The organism is Candidatus Dojkabacteria bacterium (genome assembly GCA_016927995.1).
GTDB lineage: Bacteria > Patescibacteriota > Dojkabacteria > JAFGLO01 > JAFGLO01 > JAFGLO01.
Genome location: JAFGLO010000003.1, coordinates 15,525 through 35,543 on the forward strand (window position 1 = coordinate 15,525; position 20,019 = coordinate 35,543).

Sequence of the window (20,019 nt, forward strand, 5' to 3'; positions counted from 1 at the left end):
TTAAGAGGAATCAAAATCTAAAGTCCTATTGCACACTATCAATTTCCCTACCAACAATATCAACAACCAACTGATCAAGAGCGCTTACTGTATACTTATCATCCGAAACATGATAATCGGTACCACCGCTTGAGTTAGTTATAAACACATACCTAGCATTCGTTATAAGTGCAACTGTTCTATAAATAAGCTCGCCCTCGGTATTATCAAGTCCACTTGAGGCAATAGGATAAATTTTTATACCAAGTTCTGCACTTCTAAGTGCTGCAATTCTGTAGTCATAGTCCTGACCATAATCATTATGAGGAGGAGCGTCAGCCACTAAAAAAGCAACTCTAACTGCATTTTTGTTAGTTGACCAGCTAAGTTGTTCCATTGTGTCTTTGAGTGCGCTGTTAACATCTTCTGGATAATCGCCGCCACCACTTGCCACAATTGAAGAAAGATTAATCTTAAATTCTTCAAGATTATCGGTAAAGTCGTAGACCCTTGTAACATACTCATCTGTTACGTCCCTATAAATTACCATACCATATCTTATCTTGGGAGCATTTTCCAAAACACTTATCTTGCTGGAGATTGAACTCATGGTTTCCTTTAACTTATCAATCTGATCACCCATTGAACCGGTTGTATCAATTACGAAAACTAAATCAAGTGTTAAATCTGTTAAATTATCAGTGTTACTTGTAAGTCCAATATTCCACGAAGGATCCGAATCAGAAAAAGAATATGATTTATCACCAATAGTTATAGAATATGAAGTTGCTAGCTCACCACTACTTTGTTGCCCCACATTTGTATATAGTGCCGGGAAGAAATAGATCTTGCCATCGGCATCGGTAACTAGTTTGTATGTAACACCATTTGACCCATTAATAATAAGCTCCTGACCCAAAACAGCTTTTCCGGAGGCATCAGTAACACTTATCTCATATCGCTTGGAAAGTAGCACGTCGGTTAAAGCAGGGTGAGACTGCGAAGCAACGTATGAAATAAAATCCGAAAAATACTTATTATCATCAATTTCACCGCCTGAAAGCGGACTTGAATCAATAACATTTTCGCCAGTACCCATTTCGTAATAACTGTCGTCACCTGAATAGCCTGCCGAGTCAAGGACTAAACTTGTTGTAACCGGAGCCGTTTTACTTTCCTTAGAAAACAAACTAAATCCCAATATCGAAGAATCACTGCGACTACCGCCCCTGCGATCATAAGATCCCACCCGTTCACAATATTCACCCTTGTCCAATAGTTCATCTTTTACATAGTCCGGAAAAAGATTTCCTAAAAGATAAGAAGTGGTATCCAAAGGATCACCAACCGGTTTTTTAAAAAAATTATATGCTAAAACCCCACCCACAACCAAAAGTCCAAGCCAGCCAAAGACATAAATCCCCACAAAAGGAGAAACCAGGTTTTTAAGAATCTTGCGCTTATCCATAAAACTTAAAATAAAATTAGTTTCATAGATATAGATACGGGAGGTTACAGTGGGCAGTGAAATAGTGAAATAGTAATCCGGAAGATACCTATGAGAGAAGTGGCAAGCTTTAACAAAAAAGATAAAATAGATAAAGGGTTCACTTCGAACACAGGAATCGACGGAAGCTTAAGCAGTGAAGTAGTAAAGTAGTGAAATAGTGAAGTAATCCTCCGGAAGATACCTATGAGAGAAGTGGCAAGCTTTAACACAAAGGCAAAACAGATAAAGGGTTCACTTCGAACATAGGAATCGACGGAAGCTTGTGCAGTAAAACAGTGAAGTAGTGAAACAGTAATCCGGAAGATACCTATGAGAGAAGTGGCAAGCTTTAACAAAAAAATGTATAAGAAACCTACCTCTGGAATTATGTAGCATAACCGCAGAAATATCTGCCTCAAAAACCTCATCGGGGTTAAGGTTAATTCCTGTCTCTTCCCTAAGCTCTCGAACGGCGCAAGCTTCTAATGACTCATCAGCTTCAGGGTCAAACTTGCCTCCGGGAAAGGTTATTTGTAAAAGGTCTTCATCTGCAGGAGCTATACGTTGCGAAACTAATACAAGAGGGTTATTATCTTCACCTACAGCCCAAACTATAACCGCAACCACAGGGGTTCCCTCTCGTTGTTCAAATTCGCAAGTAGGGCAGATTGCATGAGGCCTATTCATGCCAGATTATATCACCTAGCTAACCTAAGTTTTCAATATCGTCCCAATCAAAACCCTTGCTTAAAAGAAACCGTACAGTTTTCTGATCCGAAGAGTCAAATTTTTTATTTCCGAATTTTTTTTGATAAACGGCTTTTAAAAGTGTCATTTCATCGATTTCAAGTTCGTTCCAAACCTCTTCTGCTAAGGTTTGCGAAATTCCTTTTGAGAAAAGCTCAGAAAAAATAAGACGTCTGCCCCTTGGTTTATTAGCTACTCTATCTTCTATAAAAGCCTGCGCAAAGTATCTGTCATTTAATAGTTTGGCTTCTAAAAGTCTTGTAATTACCTTATCGGCAATCTCGTTTTCATTTACACTTTGCGTATCCGAAAACCACTTTTTTCTGTTTTTAAAAAACAGGTTGGAAATATATTGTCTAACCTGCTCTCTTGTTCGTATCATTTTGGCAAGATATTTCACACAACGTTCGTAAAGCTTCTCAAAAAGTTCAGAATTTATAATTGTTGACAACTCACTTTCCGAAATTTTTAGACTATCATAAAGTTTATGATCGGCAACAGTATTGATTGATGCCCCAAACGCAAATTTGCCGTCAAGATAAACATTAAATCGGTTGGGATTTTTTGCTTGTGGAACAATCTCTGTAATAATCATGATTCAAAAATCACTACCTGAGGATCACCAATAACGGTCTGCCTTGGGCCTACATCTTTTCTAACAACACATCTGAGCCCAACTACTGCATCGTTCCCAATGGTTACACCTTTTAAAATTACGACCTCGCCGCCAACAAAAACCCTATCTCCAAGTTTGATCTCGCGCGAATCAACCGGCTTACTTAAATCTTTATGATGGGTCCAGTAGCCTTTGGAGTGAAAATCGTTGTCTTGGATAATTGCAGTGCTTAACATGCAATCCTTACCGGTCTCCACAAGTTTTCTTGCAAAAATTGTTGTCCCGTTAAGCCGAGTACCCAGACCAATCTTTATTACGGCATCCTTAGATTGAGTGATAAGTTTTACACCACCCTGTGGTGCAAATGACCACGCATTAACATTATCGCCAATTACTACTTTTCCCGGACCTTTAATGATAAATCTTGGACAACACGCAAAGTTTCTGCCAATGCTAATTCTTTTTCCCGCAAAAATTCGATACGGCAAAACCATAAAAAATGTAAGAATTTTCGCAAACAGCATTTTCATGGAATCTTGACTAAACTTACCCGTAAATTATATATCGATATAGCATTTGTTACAAAGCGGGTTGTTACGGTTCAGCCGGAGTAGGATTAAGTAGAACGTCTAAAAATAATTGATACACAAGCCCACCAACGTTTAGTGGTAATCGTCTTGCACCGTTTCGTCCAACTACAATGCCGCTATCGTTTAATACCTCTATAAGATCTAGCTCCAACCTTTTAACAATCAAGTTGCATAATATTTCGGAGACGGATACTTCACGATTCTTAGGTATCTCCCTTATATACTTAAAATCTAATTGACGGCCTAAAATATATAACAAGCCACTATCCCCCAAAGCTATCAGACTATCTAATCCGGGTTTTATAATACAAATCTTTTTTACCGTTGGAAGCCTTTCATAGTCAAGTCCAGTTTTTAATTTAATACCATTACGAAAAAGCCCTTGAGCGGTTCCTCTATAAAACTCAAATGCTTTGAGTCTTTCTTTGTAATCTTGACCTGATGTTGGTACCTTGTCTCTTCTTCTATCAAGCTCCGCTAATTTATCTTTAGGAATCTCTTCCACATCTTCATACTCAGCAATTACCCGACCCACACTATCGATAACTCCGCCAGCTGTTAACAGTTTCTTACAATCCGCAATACCAGAACGAAGAACTCCAAGATAAAGAGCTTTAACATTGATACTATTTCCTGCACTATCACTAACAGTTACACTATCAATCCCCAAAGCTTGACATACTTGCTCATCAGTTACCAAATCCAAAAGAAAGTCAGTTCCTACGTATCTATCACGGATATCGTACTGATCGTGAAAAACATCTCTGGAAAATTTTGTGGGGGTTTTATCGGGGCTCAAGAGATAATTAAATGATCTTATTTATATTTCCGCAAAAATAACCACGTAATTGTGTCCATATTTTCGAGCGCACCTGGGACAGGTCGTAAAATAAAAATAATATTTTTTGGGCGACCATCGATTATCGGACAAATATTTCTCAAATTCTTTTATCCAAACAGATACATTATCAAACGGCCCATCAAAAACCTTTGACACATAAACACCTGAAAAAATAACATTTTTTGCGTTAGGCACTTCCTTATTTACGGCAATATAAAGCTCTGATTTCCAGGGAGAAGGATCATATGAAAGCATAAGAAAATCTTTTACGTCAGGAGCTGCATCAGACAATTGTGCCGCTTTCCAAAGTCCTGAAAACACTTTAGCAAATTTACCCGGAAGTGGAATATGCGCAATTTGAGGGATTGTATCCATAATAAACCTTTTTCTATCCCACTTGTGTACCTTATCCAGGAAAGGAATTGGGTCAAATTTGGGACAACATTGAACGTCCGGTGAGTATGCCACAATATGTCAATAAATTTATATTCAATTAGAGTTTACCAACATCTCCATCAAATTTCTACAAGAAAGCAGCAAGAAAGGAAACTTAAGAATCAGCTATTCAGTATAAATTGGGAGCTTAATGATAAAGGTTGAACCTTTGCCGACCTTTGACTTAAGCTAAGGTCGGCTAATAATTTTTTTAAACCCGGAAAAAATCTCGTTTCTTCTAATAATAAGTTCAAGAACACCCCAGAAAGATAATACTATTAATACAGAATAAAAAACAATTGTAATAGCCTTTGTATTCTCTTTTGTGTCAATTTCTGCTTTTAGTCCGGTAAATCCATCAATATAACCATTATTATTCGGATAATTGGGCTCGTTTTCTAATTTTACTTCTAGAAGTAAGGTGTCTATATATTCTCCATAAGTTACCGAGATCTTATGTACTCCAATTGAAAGATTTTTAAGCGTACAGCTGGTTCCTACACACAACTCTCCATCAATGTTAGATGCCCATTTAATAAGTTCATTTGCAACGTTAGAGATACCACTGACAGTTAAATCAAAGGTAAGCGTATCCCCGGCATTAACTACAAATCTCTCCTTATCCGTGTTAATTGCAAACTTTACTTCACCAATAATTACCGGAGTGGGAATAGGCGTGTCTGAGCTTCCCTGGCTTGGATTAACAGAAGGTGAGTCAGGAACCAACGGATTATTATCAACTACCGGCGGGTTGGGATTATACCAAGAATAAGCGCTCGGCCGGTTCGATAATAAAATACCCTTATCCATTGCATAATCAAAATCCGCTATAAATTCCCACCAATTACGTAAAGGACTCCCTCCCGGATCCAAAAGCCCATTGTTAAGCCCGGGAATATTTTGCATCCACCAAATTTTAAATCGGGCCCCACCATCGTCAGAACAGGTTAAGCCTGACCAAGTATGACAATTTACATATTGAACCGTTCCACTTCCATCGGGACGCCAGTTGGCACAATTTGATAACACGGTAGTTTCACTATACCAATTGTAGTCATTCCCGGCAGGAACATTTGGAGGACAGTGTGTCCAACCACAGGCATTTATTACTCCGCCTCTCTGCCCATGGGGATTAACAAACAAGTCCCACATAAAAGGATCATTACCTAAAATTGCCTCTATATGATGAGTATGATTTTCCAAAAGCTCCGAAAGTCCACGACCATAGTTCATGTTAAATAGGGAATATGATTTTTGACAAATGGGAAAAGCATTTACGTGTTCGGTGTTTCCATCGATTCCATAGTCGGGATAATTCCAATACTCCCGCGAGTCATAGCCCATTACAAGTACGGACTCCACCGGCTCCAAATCGGCATAATGGTACCCCCAAATCCAAACCTCTTTAACACCGTTATTATCGACGGCATTACAAATATTTTCACGCTCTAACATTCCTCTGTAATCAGGACGATAGACTCCAGGATTCCAAGGAATCTGATTCGTTGAACGAACAATATCTTCCAGATATTCAACCTGTTTATAAATACTGTAATCAAGCGAAATCAATGCGGTTGGATCTTTATATCCATGATACTTTGTTGCCGCTTCCAAATTGTTTATTCCCTGATTTGTAACCGAGTTTATGCGTGATCTTAATTCAATCAACGAGGAGACTCCCAAATAACCTGTTTTTGATAGGTCGAGCCCGCCCTCACCGGTAATCGGGATATAACTTATTACATAGACGGGTACACGAAAGCTGCTTTGGGCATAAGTGGGTGAAACAAGTTCCGTGCCAAATTGCGAGAATATATACAGTACAGCTAGCAAACTCAAGCACAATTTGAAAAATTTTCTACGCATCAGGCAAAATACTTTTACTCTTATATAGGTTCATTATACTATCAGCTGTAACTGAAGTAAATTTTCGTTTATACTCTTAGCATGCGAACAATTCGAAAAGTTCTTAAAGCAATTAATCCCAAAGATCTCTGGATATTTATTTTACTTTTGGTTCCGGCAATTATTGTAATTGTTATAAACGCTTTGTTTAGGGAAACATATCTTCCGGCAATAGATGATATAGAACATGAAAATTGTTACTTAGTTACAGAAATTGTTGATGGCGACACAATTAAAATCAACTACAATGGAACCACCGAGACAGTAAGACTTATTGGCATTGATACCCCCGAGTTAAACTTAAGAAACTCTCAATACCCTGAGTGCTTTGCAAAAGAAGCAAAGATTAAATTGGAATCTCTTATTGCCGATCAAATAATCTGTGTCGAAAATGATAATTCCCAGTTAGAAAGAGACAAGTATGATAGGCTGCTTTTTTATATTTTTAGAGAATCCGACAACCTTTTTATTAATAGGGAAATGATTTTGGAAGGCTTTGCCTATGAATATACTTATGATACTCCCTACAAATATCAATCCGAATTTATATCTGCCGAGGATCAAGCTATTACCCAAAACCTTGGGCTGTGGTCAGAATGTGATTAAGTTAGGCGTGACTAGCCATTGTGACTAATTATCCCTTTTTTCGTATTCATTTGTATGAAAACATTTTGGGAACGACTTCGTATCGTTTTAATAACAATTCTTATTACAATCGTGATTCCGGCAGGTCTAGTATTTATACTTGGAGACTCAATAAAAAAGCTATCTGACGTAGCTATTGAGGTAGAAGTTGCCACCGGAAGGCTTTCCTGGCTTAGCGACTACCCGATTTCTCGTGAGGGTGCTCTAACAATTCGTGAAAATCTTGGCATCTTGTCGCATACCCGAGAATACATGTTTTTTGATGCGCTTTTTACTGGACTCGTTTTTGCTATAATTATTGGCAGCGAGTATTTGCTTATCTTAAGCGTGAAAGAGAATGAAGGTTAAATCACAACCTAACTTTATGTTACTTGCAGTTACCATCACTATTGGGACCCTTATGTTCTCAAATATTTTCAATATACTAGCTTCGCCAGTTATACATTTTGCATCGGACTTAGTGATGACTCAAAGTACTTATGTCTGGGGTTATGCCGACTCCACAGCGCCTATCGGCGAGTTACTACAAACAAGATCAAGAGAACGAGCTTTCGAACTGGACGAAACAGACCCGAAATATATTCCTAAAGACGGAGGTAGATATGGCGAATATATGTTTCAAGACGCCATTTTCTATACGAGCATAAATATATTATGCATACTGGCAGTAGCAATAAGCATATTTGCCAAATATCCTAGAAGGGTCAATCTCTCTCTTTCCGTGATCATCCTATCCGTCACCCCGATCTTCTTCCTTGTTATAGGCTACTTCTTCGGGGGAGGACTTAATCCGTTACAATGGATATCCTTATTTACAAATATCGTGATACCAATGATTGGTGAGCTAATCTTACCCTGTCTTGTAGGCGGAATAGTCCAGGGACTGATAATCATTGCGGGATGGGCTGTGTATAACATAATTTCGAAACATTCGAAAAACAAAAAATGAAACCGTATAAGAATCCCCCCGTTGCGTTACTTATAGCAATAGCAACTTTTTTTATGCTGTGCATTAATATAGGCCTTGCAAGAGAGAAGATTCAAACACACATAGATGAGATTATGGCTTACGAGAATTTATATGCTCCAAGTTGCTCAGAACATCACAAAATTGCATAATGCAAAGCTTTTCCCCGAACACGTGACTGTCTCAAAAAGCTTGACACTATTTGCCCCGTAACAGATCCTTTAATTCCGGACAGACTAGAACAATATACTTTTCAAGACGAACTTAAATATACTGCAATCGCACTACTCTGGGGAATGATAACGTTTCTAACACTGACATTCAAATTTAAATCAATCCGTGGCATCGCATTAAGGATGTTTATAAATTACACGCTCATCTCTTCAACACTACTACCTGTACTCTTTTTCTACTCAAAGAATCTGGACACACTTTTATTTCAAATAGTAACAACAGCAGCTATTATTTCAACACCTGTCCTGATCATACTTGCTGCTTTAATGATATATAAAATCCTGATTAAAAGATCTTCGAAAAACTAGATTTGACCTGTTTTCGAGCCCGCCGTAAAATGGAATTACGTTAAGTTAATGCTTATTTTCCATGGCGGAAGCCACAAAAAAGTCAGGTACCGCACAAAAAATCATAATTGCCTGCTGTAGTGTGCTTTTAATCTTGACCTGTTGTGCAGTAACCACGATAACAGTTTGGTTTGTATACAGCAGATTTTTGACAAGCTAAATTTCTTAACCTATTCAAGTACAAACGGTCCATACCAGGCCTGGTTAACATAACCAATACCTGCTTGATAGTCTTGAATCCAAAGCACGTTAGATTTCGAGTCGATATAAACATAAAATGTTGGAACCTCACAACACATATACTCTCCACCACTCGAAGTATCTAAATAAAGAGGATTTTTTGTAATGGGATTACAGTAGTCACGAGAAGACTTATTGTCTGCAACAGGAATAAGCCGTTTAGGCGTGGGATAATCATGATAAATCTCAAGCCCTTCATCAATAGATTCTATTGATACAAGGTCTAAACCAGGACTCAAAAGTTTGTTTAGCAGGTGCAGTCGTGTATCCAATCGATTCTCAAAAGGACCGTAATATGAAACTTGGGCTGTCCCTAAACCCAATTCGTATTCTTTTATCCAGAAAATATTAGATTCCTTGTCAAGACAAATATCTACATAACCAGCAGGATCACACTGACAGGCCTCACAATATAAACTTATTGTTTTTATTATCACGATGGGGTCGTTTGTAATAGGATTGCGATCATCAATAGGAACTAAGCCTATCTCTGTAGGAAATGATAGGTAATCACCTTTCAAAATTATTCTTTCATACTTCCAATTCGTAACCCAAAGAAAGGCACCTACCGATAGACAAATCACAATGAAGGCTCCTGTAATAATAGTGATTTTTACACCTAATTTGACCATCACAAGCCTCGTAAAAATTATATCTAATTGTATAGATTACGAAGGTTACAGTAAATGTTTAAAACAATGATTCTTGGCCAAAGCCGGCAATCCTGTGGGGTGCGTAGTGACGCATCCTTTTTTCAATCTTATATTTTTCACATGCCTCATTAAAAACCGAGTATAATAATTTTGCGTTTGGGCTACCGCATCCGTAGCTCTCGCGAAAAGTTTGGCGATATCTGTTAGATAGCCCGGGAAATAAAATATCCAGTTTTTTATAAAAAAACTCACGCTGCCTATCCCTTAAAGTCACCCCAAAGCTTGGCATTATATACTTTACCCCGCAATCAGCCGCCTGTTTAACAATATTAACCACGTTTTCCACGGTATCGTTAATAAATGGCAAAAGCGGCATTAATAAAACACCAGTATAAATACCAGAATCAGAAAGTCTTTTTAATGCAGCAAACCGATTACTTGGCTTACTTGCCCCGGGTTCAAGTTTTGATGCCAAATCGTCGTCAAAAGTCGTTACTGTAAAAGCAATAGAAGCATAGGTTTTGGCAATTTCTGAAATTACGTCTATATCCCGCAAAATCATGTCGCTTTTGGTAAGAAGACTAAGCGGGAATTTATACCCAGCAATAAGTTCCAACGCCCGGCGCGTTAACCTATAATCCTTCTCAATATATGTGTACGGATCGCTCATTGCACCTGTTCCAATTGTCCCCTTAATCCGCTTTTGGGGAAGCTCATCTTTTAGCAGCGTAATCGCATTTTTCTTTACAATTATTTCCTTGTCAAAATTTTCAATTCCATAACATTCACTTCGGGAATCACAGTAAATACAACGATGCTCACATCCACGATAGATGTTCATTGTGTATTTATGACCAAACCAGGAATCGGGTTTTGAATGGTGGCCAAGAATAGTCTTGGCATTTATTTCTGTAATCATGATATTGCCTGCAATATATTGTATCAAATATGTGATATAATTTCACACATAAATTAACAAAACCTTCATGAACTCCAACACAAATTCCGTCCAGGTATTCTTAAGAACCATTGCCTTTTTCTTAACGGCAGGCGTACTTGGCACGCTTTTATTTGTCCTAGCAATGGTTGTCGGCTTAAACAGCTCACTCGCTGCATGCATTACAATTCCTGGCGCAATAGCAATTTTGACACTTTCCGGAGTTGTCTCCGGCATGTTTTATGTACTTCCGGAATGGGAACGGCTTGTGCTTTTAAAGGTTGGTAAATATGCAGGTACCAAAGGCCCAGGACTTTTTGTTATTCCTCCCTTCCTTTATTCTGTTGCTGCAATTGTTGACACCCGAATTATCACAAAACAGGTAGAAGCAACAGCCACTCTTACAAAAGATAATGTTCCAACAAAGGTTACCGCAGCAATCGAGTTTAAAATTGAAGATCCTCAGAAAGCCGTTATAAACGTTAGAGATTATCTAAGCACCGTAATTTGGCTTTCTACCGAGGCATTAAAAAACACTATTGGAAGCCTTGATCTTAAAGAACTTTTAAGTAATCGTGATGAAATCGCCAAAGCACTTGAAGATCAGATAGACAAAGAAGCTGCAGTTTATGGAATTGATGTTCGTGCAGTTCGTATTACAGATATTGACACTCCGCCACAACTTGTTGAAGAGCTGGCAGTTATTGCACGAGCAAGGCGTGCCGCTCAGGCCAAACAGCTTCAGGCCGATGCAGAAGTTGCCGTTGCACAAAAGATGGCCGAAGCTAGCAGGATTTTAGCTACGGAGGAAGGTGGATTTAAACTTCGTGAGCTTCAGAACCTTTCTGAAATGTCAAAGGAAGAATCTGCAATGATTATTATTTACCCTTATGGCGATGACATGGGTAAACAGATTGCTGCTGCTGCTACAAACAGGAAGGAATGAAAAGGTAAAGTAATCGGGACAGGTCCGTCTATATTCTAAATGGATTTACTCCAATAGCAGTTAATAGATGCTCTAGGCCTCGGGCACCCCTTGCTCTTCTCCACAAATTCCTTACAGAATCAATAAAAAGTCCTAAACTCTCTTTAGAATTAAGAGACTCAATCCAATTCGACTTTAACCTTGTGTTATCAGAATTATCTCTAAAAATGTCCTTTAGCTGACTCAGCGCATAAAAGATTGCAAGAACATGAAAGTTACAGTCAATAAGTGCAAGTGCACAAATGACCATAGTATTAGCATTCGGATCAATGGTTCGTGAATATTCTTTATACCACCGAACAAAATCCATAATATTCGGGCTATCATTCACACTTTCCCTTCTAAATTCCTCGGCAACACGAACATAGTAAGCCCCATTTAATATATCCCACTGTTTGGAACTTAACTCGGAAATCTCGTTCATACGATTACCAACCTGCCTTAAGTCCCAATTTCCTTTTTCATCTTTCACAAGAAATGGATAACTTGGTCTCTCAAACATTAAATAAGCCGAAAAGATTTGTGCTAAGAACTCTCCTCCATTATGATATAGAACCACCGTTGGATAAACATTAAAATCTGCTCTTACCCTTTTGTAAGCAACCGAATCTTTGTTAAATTGCCACTTTGATAAGGGATTATCCTCTTGATTAGATTCTCTATTCACACCTTGATCAAGATCATTCAGAAACTCTCCTGTTCTGACGAAATGTTCTCTACTCCTGAATGACACACCCTTATTGCCCTCGTTGTATCTACCCGTTCTTACAAATTTAACTATTTCGTCTATCTGTAAGCAGCCCACATTCAATTCATTTTCACGACAATTAGCCCCTAAATATTTTATAAAAAAGCTTTGAATTTTCTGACTACTATATTTGGCACCTGCGAATGCCAACACGACAAAAGGTAATCCGAATTCACAATCCTCGGCTATTATATTAAATAGATCTTGCGCAACGGTATCGTCAAATTCCTCAGTATCTTTCAAGATTTCCAATTCACTTGCAAGAGCCACATACATCGGCATTACAAACTTCATCTGGTAAGGCTGGGCAGCTGTAACACCCAAATGTCCATCTCTTTCGCGGGTTAGGACGATGGGGTCTCCGTCCATTATTGCATATTTCACGGCCAATATTGATCTACCTGCGGTTGCGTGATCGGAATGGGCAAGCTGATTGTTTATACGCAAAGCACTCCCTATAAAGTCTCTGGCAGGCTCCCCTGCAAGCAAAGCAGTTTCGTATGGTTTACCCTTGAAAACTCTTTTACTAAAAATAGCCTCTAAAGGGTTAGAAATTACGGCTTTACTATTGCCATTACCCCAACAAATCTGGTCAGGTCTAAAACTCATAATTTATTGGATTAGGTTAATCTGATTTGTTTTTGCGTTTTGGTTATCATATCTTTTACCAAATACACTCCATTTTTAGCTTCGTCTTCCCCTATAATCACCACATTTTTAGCACCTATTTTGTCAGCAAAGCGAAGCTGCTTATCTAAAGAATCGGCATCAAGATAAGATACAACGGTACATCCTTCTTTCCTTAGCTTTGCTGCTATTTTGTCTGATAATTCCTTTGTTTCTTTAAACCTTGTTACCAGATAATCCAGGGAATTGTCATACTCCGGCACAAGGTTCCACCCTTCTAAAAACAACTTTGTAGTCTCATCCCCTGGTGCACATCCAACGGCAGGAAATGAATTTTTACCAAATAGTACTGCAAGTCCGTTATATCTACCCCCGCCAAAAAGTGACCTTTTATTCTCTGGATTTTCGTCAAACACTTCAAAAACAGTGCCGTCGTAATAATCAAATCCACGAACTATAGAGGTATCAATTTTTACATATTCAGCAAACCCAAGCTCGGATAACACTTTATACACAGTATTAAGCTCTGTTGTTCCTTCACAATCCGGAAGGTTTTTTATATCACCCGAGACAAAATCTACCAAAGCGTCAACATTTGGGACATTAAGCTCTTTAAGTGCAGAAACCAAATCCTCCCTGGATATATTAGCCACCTTATCCATTAGCCTAACAACATTTTGCCTATTAGCAGAAGGGACAGCCGACAAAACATAGTCTATAAGCTTTCTATTATTAATTCTAACCTTAAACGAATCCTTAGGGGCGCCAAGTGCTAGCATTATTTCAATGGCAATCTGGATTATTTCAACATCGGCACTTAACGAATCGGCCCCAAAGATATCATAGTTAAGCTGCCAAAACTCACGATTTCGCCCACGTTGCGGCTTCTGATTTCTAAAAAAGTTGGCAATGGAAAAGTATCGCACGGGCTTTTGCATGCTTTCATAGGTTTTGGCAACAAGCCGAGTAACAGAAGGTGTCATTTCGGGGCGCATTGCAAGTTCACGCCCAGCTCTATCGGTTACTATCATAAGCTCTTTCCCACCTACTTCTTCACCGGATTTGGCTCTATAAATATTGGCATCCTCTAAAACGGGAGTTAAATACTCTTCGTAGCCAAAGCTTTTACAAACTTTCCGCCAGGTATCAAAAATATATTTACGAATTGCAAATTCTTTTGGATCCCAGTCGTATGTTCCTTTGGGTGGATTTACCGATAATGTATTCATTTTAGGTTCTTTAGTTAATTTATATATGATATCAGATATTCCTTACTTCATCATCTGTTACATAAAACAGAGGGCTATGTATGCGGATGAGAAGAAAGCTTGGTTATAACCTTGAAATAACCGCTTTGAGGACGACTTAAAAACTTGTTTACACGAGTCACCGTGGCAATACTTACACCGGTTCTTTCGGAAACCTTCCTCTGGGGAAATCCAATATAAAGCCACTTAGCAGCCTGGAATCTGCCTACAAATGCACGAAGTTCTGCTTCGGTCATCAGATCAAAGCAAAACTCGTAAAGCTCTTTTTTATTCTTGCATTCAAGAAAAGCCTCTAGCAATTCCTTGAGCGGTTTTTTAAACCTTTGTGGTTTTTTCTTAGCAATATTTCCGGACATATCTGTTATTTGAAACTGATTTGTTTTTTTACACATCGTATTATTACATTAATACAATGTACTTGTCAAACAGACTAATCGTCCGCAAGAAATCCTACTGGAAAAGTTCATTTTTTCTGACACAAAAATTTCAACCAGAGACTTTCAAAATAGATCCCGGAAGACTTTAGTCACCTTATAGAGCTACTTATTTCTTCTTAAAAAGGCAGGTTTGTCAAGATCATCCATGTCTTCATCGTCATCACTAACGGTAGAACTAATTTTGCCGGCACTTAAGTTTACTCCACCGCTTTTAATAATTGGTTCGGCAAGATCCTGTCCCTTTTCGAGATCTCGTTGTTTCCCTTCGTCGAATCCCGTAGCAAGAACAATAACCTGAAGCTCGTCACCCATGTCTTCATTAAGGCTTGCACCAAAGATAACATTGGCGGAAGGATCCGCGGCGCCCTGAACCATTTCGGCAATTGTGTCAATCTCATGCATAGACATTGTGGGACCGCCAACAATATCCAAAAGTACACCCGTCGCACCATCCATACTCATATTAAGAAGTGGGCTTGTTGTAGCCATTTTAGCAGCTTGTTCAGCCCTATTCTCCCCAGATGCACTACCCATTCCCATAAGTGCAGACCCACTGTCACGCATGATTGATTTTACATCGGCAAAGTCTACATTAACGTATCCTGTTTGGGTTACAAGGCTTGAAATACTACGCACGGCCTGAGCCAAAACTTCATCAACCTTACGCATGGCTTCAAGGAAAGATATGTTTTTGTCGATAATTTCAAGAAGACGCTGATTAGGAATTGTTATCAAAGTATCAACATTGCCCTTTAAGTTTTCGATACCTTCCAGGGCAACATCCATTCGGCGCTGTCCTTCAAACTTAAATGGCTTAGTGACAATAGCAACCGTTAAAGCACCCATCTCTTTACAAATTTTTCCGATTACGGGCGCAGCACCCGTGCCTGTTCCGCCACCCATTCCTGCGGTAATAAAGACCATATCCGAACCGGCTAACACCTCCTGCAGTTGGTCAATCGACTCCTCGGCAGCCTTTTGACCCGTAACCCAATCACCACCGGAACCAAGCCCTTTAGTTAATGTTTCACCAATGGGAACAGTAACAGGAGCAAGTGAGTTATGCAGAGCCTGAACGTCAGTGTTAACTGACACAAAATCAACCCCTTCAATATTATATTGAGAGATCATGGTGTTAATGGCGTTTCCACCACCACCACCCACACCTACTGCTTTAATTCGAGCAACCGGATCAACTGTTGGAGTAACTAACATAATTTTTTTATAATAAGTTCAGTTATTTGTTCGAAGGGAAAAGATTCTTAAACCAATCCCTTATTTTTCCGATAATTTCTACACCTTTATTTCCACCAAACACTCTACCTCCACTTATATCTACCTCTTCAACCAACGCATATTTAATAAGTCCTTGAACCGTTGCAAATTCCGAATCGTTAATTTCATCAGTCATTCCACGAAGTCCCGATGGCTTACCAATTCTTGCCGTTACGCCAAAAACCTTTTTAACATGCTCAACGATACCCTCAAGCTTTGCTCCACCACCCGTTACCACAACCCCAGCCGGAATAGCTAATTGCACCTTTGACTTTTGTACCTGAGATTTAACAAGTTCTAAAATCTCTTCAATTCTTGCGGCAACAATATCTTTACAAAATTCTTTTGACACTTTCTCAATACTTGTAATTCCAAGCCCGGTAACATCGACCTCATCGGTACTAATTTTCTTTGACTTTTTCTCGGAGGGTTTCTCGGATTTTTTTCGGTTAATTGCTGGTGTATTGTCAATTTCTTCGGCATCTACTATCTCTTCATTTTTACCAGCTACAAGATCCTTAAGCCCGCGTTTAAGCCGCTCGGCCTCCTCGAATGATATTTGTAACCCTGCAGCTAAATCGCTTGTAACATGCATACTACCAAGCGGAACCACGCCACTGTATGCAATAGATCCTTCGATAAACATTGCAATACTAACTGTTTCTGCACCAATGTCCAAAAGCATTACTCCAAGTTCTTTCTCGGTATCAGTAAGCACTGAATACGATGAAGCAAGCCCGGAAAACACAATTCCATCAACTCCCATACCCATATTTTGAACAGCTTTAATAAGGTTCTGAACTCCTGTTGCAGGTGCAGTTACAAGATGTGTATCAACCTCAAGTCTACTACCCGACATTCCAATTGGATATTTTATTCCACTTTGAGAATCTACTATAAATTCACGAGAGATTATGTGTAAAATTTCACGGTCTTGGGAAATTGGTATTGTTTTGGCACTTTCTATTGCACGCAAAACATCATCGGGACCGATATCTTTATGCGCAATTGCTACAACACCTTTATTATTGACACTCTGTATGTCTTTTCCATTGATATTAATGTAAACACTGGGGATTGTAATTCCAGCCATACGCTCCGCGGCAGCAATCGTATTTGCAATTGTCGCAGTAGCTTCGTCAATGTTTACAATGATACCCTTTTTTATACCGGTACTTGGCTGAGTATAAACTCCAACAACTTGAGGAATTCGCTCCTCACCATCAATTGCAGCAATAACAGCAGATGACTTAAATGACCCCACATCTAGGGCCGCAACTATTCTCTTACTCATCAAAATTACTTATTTAAATAATGCCTTTAGCAATTTACATCTTGAACTATGATAATAACCACAGCCCAATTTGTCAAATATACGTGATTTCGGTTATCTCCCCCTTTCGGTTATTATTAGCCTGTCTTCATACAATCTAAATACTGTTTTAGGAATATACTCGGGATACAAAACCAGTAGAGTCTCAAGATTACTCAATGCATAAGTATAGTCCACTCCACAATCAATCTCAATCTGGTTATCATTTGCCACAACAACAACCTGGTTTCGGTCAAAAACGGCAACAACCGGATCCGAAATTGCAGTCGTTAATATACCACTACTTGCAATCTTTTGGTATATGTCCCAGGCACACTTAGTGCCTTCGTCTACAATCTCTGAACCTATTTGGTATTCACGATTTCTTTCGTCGGCAATATATATGGGACAGTCGGAGCCATCTTCTACATTATCAATTACAAAATTATCAACTATGTAAAGAACACCGTTTTGTCCCATTATACAATAATCAGGCTCATATTCGTTTACCCAAAACACAAGCTTATTAGGAAAAACCTTTTCGACATAGACTTCGTCAACCCAGACAAAATCATTTTCGGTCCGAGATTCCAGTACACTTTTGTTTATTGAATACAACGGCTTTCCAATATATTCAGAAAATCTCGAGGTAATATCGTTTGATTCGGTTTTTAGATAACCGGTGTCTGTAGAAAAATACTTTACCTCGATGGAGGAAACCAACGTAATCTTGAAATAAAAAAGATAGAGAAGGAATCCAAACACCAAAATGGTAAATCCAACAAATACGGTACGAACACTAGGAATCTTTATGGCAAAAAATCGTTTTCTTTTTTTCATTCTAGGCAGTAATCAATATGCCGAGGATCAGATTTGAACTGATGACCCCACCGTTTTCAGCGGTATGCTCTACCAAGCTGAGCTACCTCGGCAAGTTAAGGCAAACATTATCACAATCAATAACTGTTTGCAATTATATTATACATGAAACACCCCTCCCTTCGTCAAACTATGATACAATACACCGTTTAACTTTTCACAAACAAAAATGGATTTTACATACAAATCGAAAAAACATTCAAACACTCACATTACCTACAACGTAACAGTAGATTACAAAGAATATGACAAAATTAAAGAAGAAGTCTACGACGAACTTGCCAAAGATATTGAGCTTAAGGGTTTTCGAAAGGGACAAGCCCCACGAAACATGGTTGAACCAATGATCCTTAAAGATTTAATAAATAAAAGCCTTGAACGCCTATTATCCAAAATCACAAGTGAAATGCTTGAAAAAGAAGGTGTTGACCCTGCATCTACTGCAAAATACGACGTAAAAGAGGTAGACAAGACAAAGGGTATAAGTTTCGAAGTCGAATTTTACGTTTACACCAAATTCTCATTGCCAGACATTAAGAAAATAAAAATTAAAATATCCCAACCCAAGGTAACAGCCGACGAAGTAAAGGCTGCAATCGAAAATACAAGGGAAGAATGGAATAAAAGCAAGACCAAAGGCAAAATTACTAAAGTTACCGACAAATGGATAAAAGAGTTAAAGCTTCCAAAAGTTGAAACAATTTCTGACTTCGAGAAATTCGTAGAAGCCGAACTCTTGCATCAAAAGTATCATATTGAGGAACAGCGAATTTTTAATGAGATATTGGATAAAGAAGTCGCAAAATCCAAAATTGAAATTCCCGAGAACGTCATCGAAAACATTAAAAAAGGTGAGCATCAACGTTTGGACGAAGAGCTTAAAAAGCTTAAACTTACAAAAGAAAAATATCTAAAAAGTAACAAAAAAACCGAAGCGGAGCTTGAAAGTGAGTGGGTTGAGAAATACTCAAAATCAATAAGTACGGAAATCTTTCTAAGCAGATACGGAAGAATAAATGATGTAAAAGTTCCCCAAGAGCTTTTGGAAGCCCTTAAAAAGCAATACGAAGGAAGTCCTTTACTCTATAGAGCCGTCGAAAAAGCATTTTTGGATTTAAGCGCCAATCATTTCTGGCAGGAAATTAAAAAAATAAACAAAATCGAGCACACTCATTAGATGACACTAACAGAGAAGATTGATAAATACATTCTTGGTAACATTTTGTACCTATTATTTGCCTTCTTTTTTTTATACAATGCACTTGCATTTGGCGCACCTATTTTGCATAAAGTCGGCATTATAAAGCCAGCTGAAGCTATCTATAAACTTTATTCAAAGTTTTGTCATCAGATGCCTGATCGTTCGTTTTTTCTTTTGGGGGAAAAGCTCGTATACACAAAACAGGAACTTTTTGACGCAGGATTTAGTAATGCATTCGAGGAAGACCCAATTAACTATCAGATAGCATCAAGAAGTTTTTACGGAACAGATAATTTAGGATACAAAATTGCCTACTGTAGTAGAGATACAGGGATCTATCTTATGATGCTTGCAGTTCTTGTTGCAGTAACTTTCACAAAGCTACAGTTTAAGTTTATGCCCACGTTTGCTAAACTTTTGTTTGTTCTCCCTATGGCACTTGATGGCGGAATACAGCTTGTATCAGCAATTCTATATTACACCGGAAGCATCGATGCGCTTTTTTATGAAAGCAATGTAACAAGAAGGTTAATTACAGGTGCTTTATTTGGATTTGCAATGGGTACACTTCTTTTTCCTTATATAAAAAGTGAGACTGCACCGGTTAAGGTAAAAGGTGATTATCTCTAGCCCCCCAGTCCCCAACCGCTGCCTGGGAGGGG

Annotated in this window: 21 protein-coding genes and 1 tRNA gene; 6 read left to right on the forward strand and 16 right to left on the reverse strand. The window is 38.6% G+C overall.

Annotation, left to right across the window (positions count from 1 at the left end):
• Positions 1–25 precede the first annotated feature (25 nt).
• The 7 genes from JW962_00445 to JW962_00475 all read right to left on the reverse strand — a co-directional run bounded on the left by JW962_00445 (position 26) and on the right by JW962_00475 (position 6,536).
• Positions 26–1,447 (reverse strand): VWA domain-containing protein, encoded by a 1,422-nt coding sequence (locus tag JW962_00445; GenBank protein MBN1373791.1) that lies wholly within the window; start codon positions 1,445–1,447, stop codon positions 26–28.
• 273 nt (positions 1,448–1,720) lie between these two features.
• Entirely contained in the window at positions 1,721–2,155 is a 435-nt protein-coding gene (locus tag JW962_00450; protein MBN1373792.1) for an NUDIX hydrolase, read from the reverse strand.
• Positions 2,156–2,174: 19 nt separating this feature from the next.
• Positions 2,175–2,810, reverse strand: coding sequence for a regulatory protein RecX (locus JW962_00455; protein ID MBN1373793.1), 636 nt, complete (start codon positions 2,808–2,810; stop codon positions 2,175–2,177).
• On the reverse strand, positions 2,807–3,361 hold the full coding sequence (locus JW962_00460) for an acyltransferase (GenBank protein ID MBN1373794.1): 555 nt from the start codon (positions 3,359–3,361) through the stop codon (positions 2,807–2,809). Before JW962_00460 ends, JW962_00455 begins: the two co-directional genes overlap by 4 nt.
• A gap of 64 nt (positions 3,362–3,425) precedes the next feature.
• Positions 3,426–4,220, reverse strand: coding sequence for a hypothetical protein (locus JW962_00465; protein ID MBN1373795.1), 795 nt, complete (start codon positions 4,218–4,220; stop codon positions 3,426–3,428).
• 21 nt (positions 4,221–4,241) lie between these two features.
• Positions 4,242–4,730 carry a hypothetical protein gene (locus tag JW962_00470; protein ID MBN1373796.1) on the reverse strand — a complete coding sequence of 163 codons (489 nt, stop codon included), beginning with the start codon at positions 4,728–4,730 and terminating at the stop codon, positions 4,242–4,244.
• Positions 4,731–4,886: 156 nt separating this feature from the next.
• A complete protein-coding gene (locus tag JW962_00475; protein MBN1373797.1) occupies positions 4,887–6,536 on the reverse strand; it encodes a hypothetical protein in 1,650 nt (549 codons plus the stop codon).
• 108 nt (positions 6,537–6,644) lie between these two features.
• Here JW962_00475 and JW962_00480 point away from each other — a divergent pair, with 108 nt between their 5' ends.
• Genes JW962_00480 through JW962_00490 form a run of 3 tightly spaced genes read left to right on the forward strand, consistent with a single transcriptional unit; the run spans position 6,645 to position 8,196 of the window.
• On the forward strand, positions 6,645–7,208 hold the full coding sequence (locus tag JW962_00480) for a thermonuclease family protein (protein MBN1373798.1): 564 nt from the start codon (positions 6,645–6,647) through the stop codon (positions 7,206–7,208).
• A 54-nt stretch (positions 7,209–7,262) separates the two neighbouring features.
• Positions 7,263–7,595 (forward strand): hypothetical protein, encoded by a 333-nt coding sequence (locus JW962_00485; GenBank protein MBN1373799.1) that lies wholly within the window; start codon positions 7,263–7,265, stop codon positions 7,593–7,595.
• Entirely contained in the window at positions 7,585–8,196 is a 612-nt protein-coding gene (locus JW962_00490; protein ID MBN1373800.1) for a hypothetical protein, read from the forward strand. Before JW962_00485 ends, JW962_00490 begins: the two co-directional genes overlap by 11 nt.
• Before the next feature lie 769 nt (positions 8,197–8,965).
• Here the strand turns inward: JW962_00490 and JW962_00495 are convergent.
• Positions 8,966–9,667, reverse strand: coding sequence for a hypothetical protein (locus tag JW962_00495; GenBank protein ID MBN1373801.1), 702 nt, complete (start codon positions 9,665–9,667; stop codon positions 8,966–8,968).
• 58 nt (positions 9,668–9,725) lie between these two features.
• Positions 9,726–10,607, reverse strand: coding sequence for a radical SAM protein (locus tag JW962_00500; protein ID MBN1373802.1), 882 nt, complete (start codon positions 10,605–10,607; stop codon positions 9,726–9,728).
• Between the two features lie 67 nt (positions 10,608–10,674).
• Here JW962_00500 and JW962_00505 point away from each other — a divergent pair, with 67 nt between their 5' ends.
• Entirely contained in the window at positions 10,675–11,571 is an 897-nt protein-coding gene (locus JW962_00505) for a hypothetical protein (protein ID MBN1373803.1), read from the forward strand.
• Between the two features lie 28 nt (positions 11,572–11,599).
• On the opposite strand, the gene JW962_00510 is transcribed toward JW962_00505, so the two are convergent.
• From JW962_00510 to JW962_00540, 7 genes are all read right to left on the reverse strand, one after another.
• Positions 11,600–12,967: a hypothetical protein gene (locus tag JW962_00510; protein ID MBN1373804.1), complete on the reverse strand. Its 1,368-nt coding sequence runs from the start codon at positions 12,965–12,967 to the stop codon at positions 11,600–11,602.
• Positions 12,968–12,978: 11 nt separating this feature from the next.
• Positions 12,979–14,214, reverse strand: coding sequence for a histidine--tRNA ligase (locus tag JW962_00515; GenBank protein MBN1373805.1), 1,236 nt, complete (start codon positions 14,212–14,214; stop codon positions 12,979–12,981).
• A gap of 74 nt (positions 14,215–14,288) precedes the next feature.
• Positions 14,289–14,645 (reverse strand): TrpR like protein, YerC/YecD, encoded by a 357-nt coding sequence (locus tag JW962_00520; GenBank protein ID MBN1373806.1) that lies wholly within the window; start codon positions 14,643–14,645, stop codon positions 14,289–14,291.
• 147 nt (positions 14,646–14,792) lie between these two features.
• Complete coding sequence (gene ftsZ / locus JW962_00525; protein ID MBN1373807.1) at positions 14,793–15,905, reverse strand: cell division protein FtsZ; 1,113 nt, start codon at positions 15,903–15,905, stop codon at positions 14,793–14,795.
• A gap of 22 nt (positions 15,906–15,927) precedes the next feature.
• Entirely contained in the window at positions 15,928–17,259 is a 1,332-nt protein-coding gene (gene ftsA / locus JW962_00530) for a cell division protein FtsA (protein MBN1373808.1), read from the reverse strand.
• 93 nt (positions 17,260–17,352) lie between these two features.
• A complete protein-coding gene (locus JW962_00535) occupies positions 17,353–18,117 on the reverse strand; it encodes an FtsQ-type POTRA domain-containing protein (protein MBN1373809.1) in 765 nt (254 codons plus the stop codon).
• A gap of 18 nt (positions 18,118–18,135) precedes the next feature.
• Positions 18,136–18,209 (reverse strand) — tRNA-Phe (locus JW962_00540).
• A 116-nt stretch (positions 18,210–18,325) separates the two neighbouring features.
• Between JW962_00540 and JW962_00545 the strand changes: the two genes are divergently transcribed.
• Positions 18,326–19,333: a hypothetical protein gene (locus JW962_00545; protein ID MBN1373810.1), complete on the forward strand. Its 1,008-nt coding sequence runs from the start codon at positions 18,326–18,328 to the stop codon at positions 19,331–19,333.
• A complete protein-coding gene (locus tag JW962_00550; protein ID MBN1373811.1) occupies positions 19,334–19,987 on the forward strand; it encodes a DUF2085 domain-containing protein in 654 nt (217 codons plus the stop codon).
• The last annotated feature ends 32 nt before the right edge of the window (positions 19,988–20,019 follow it).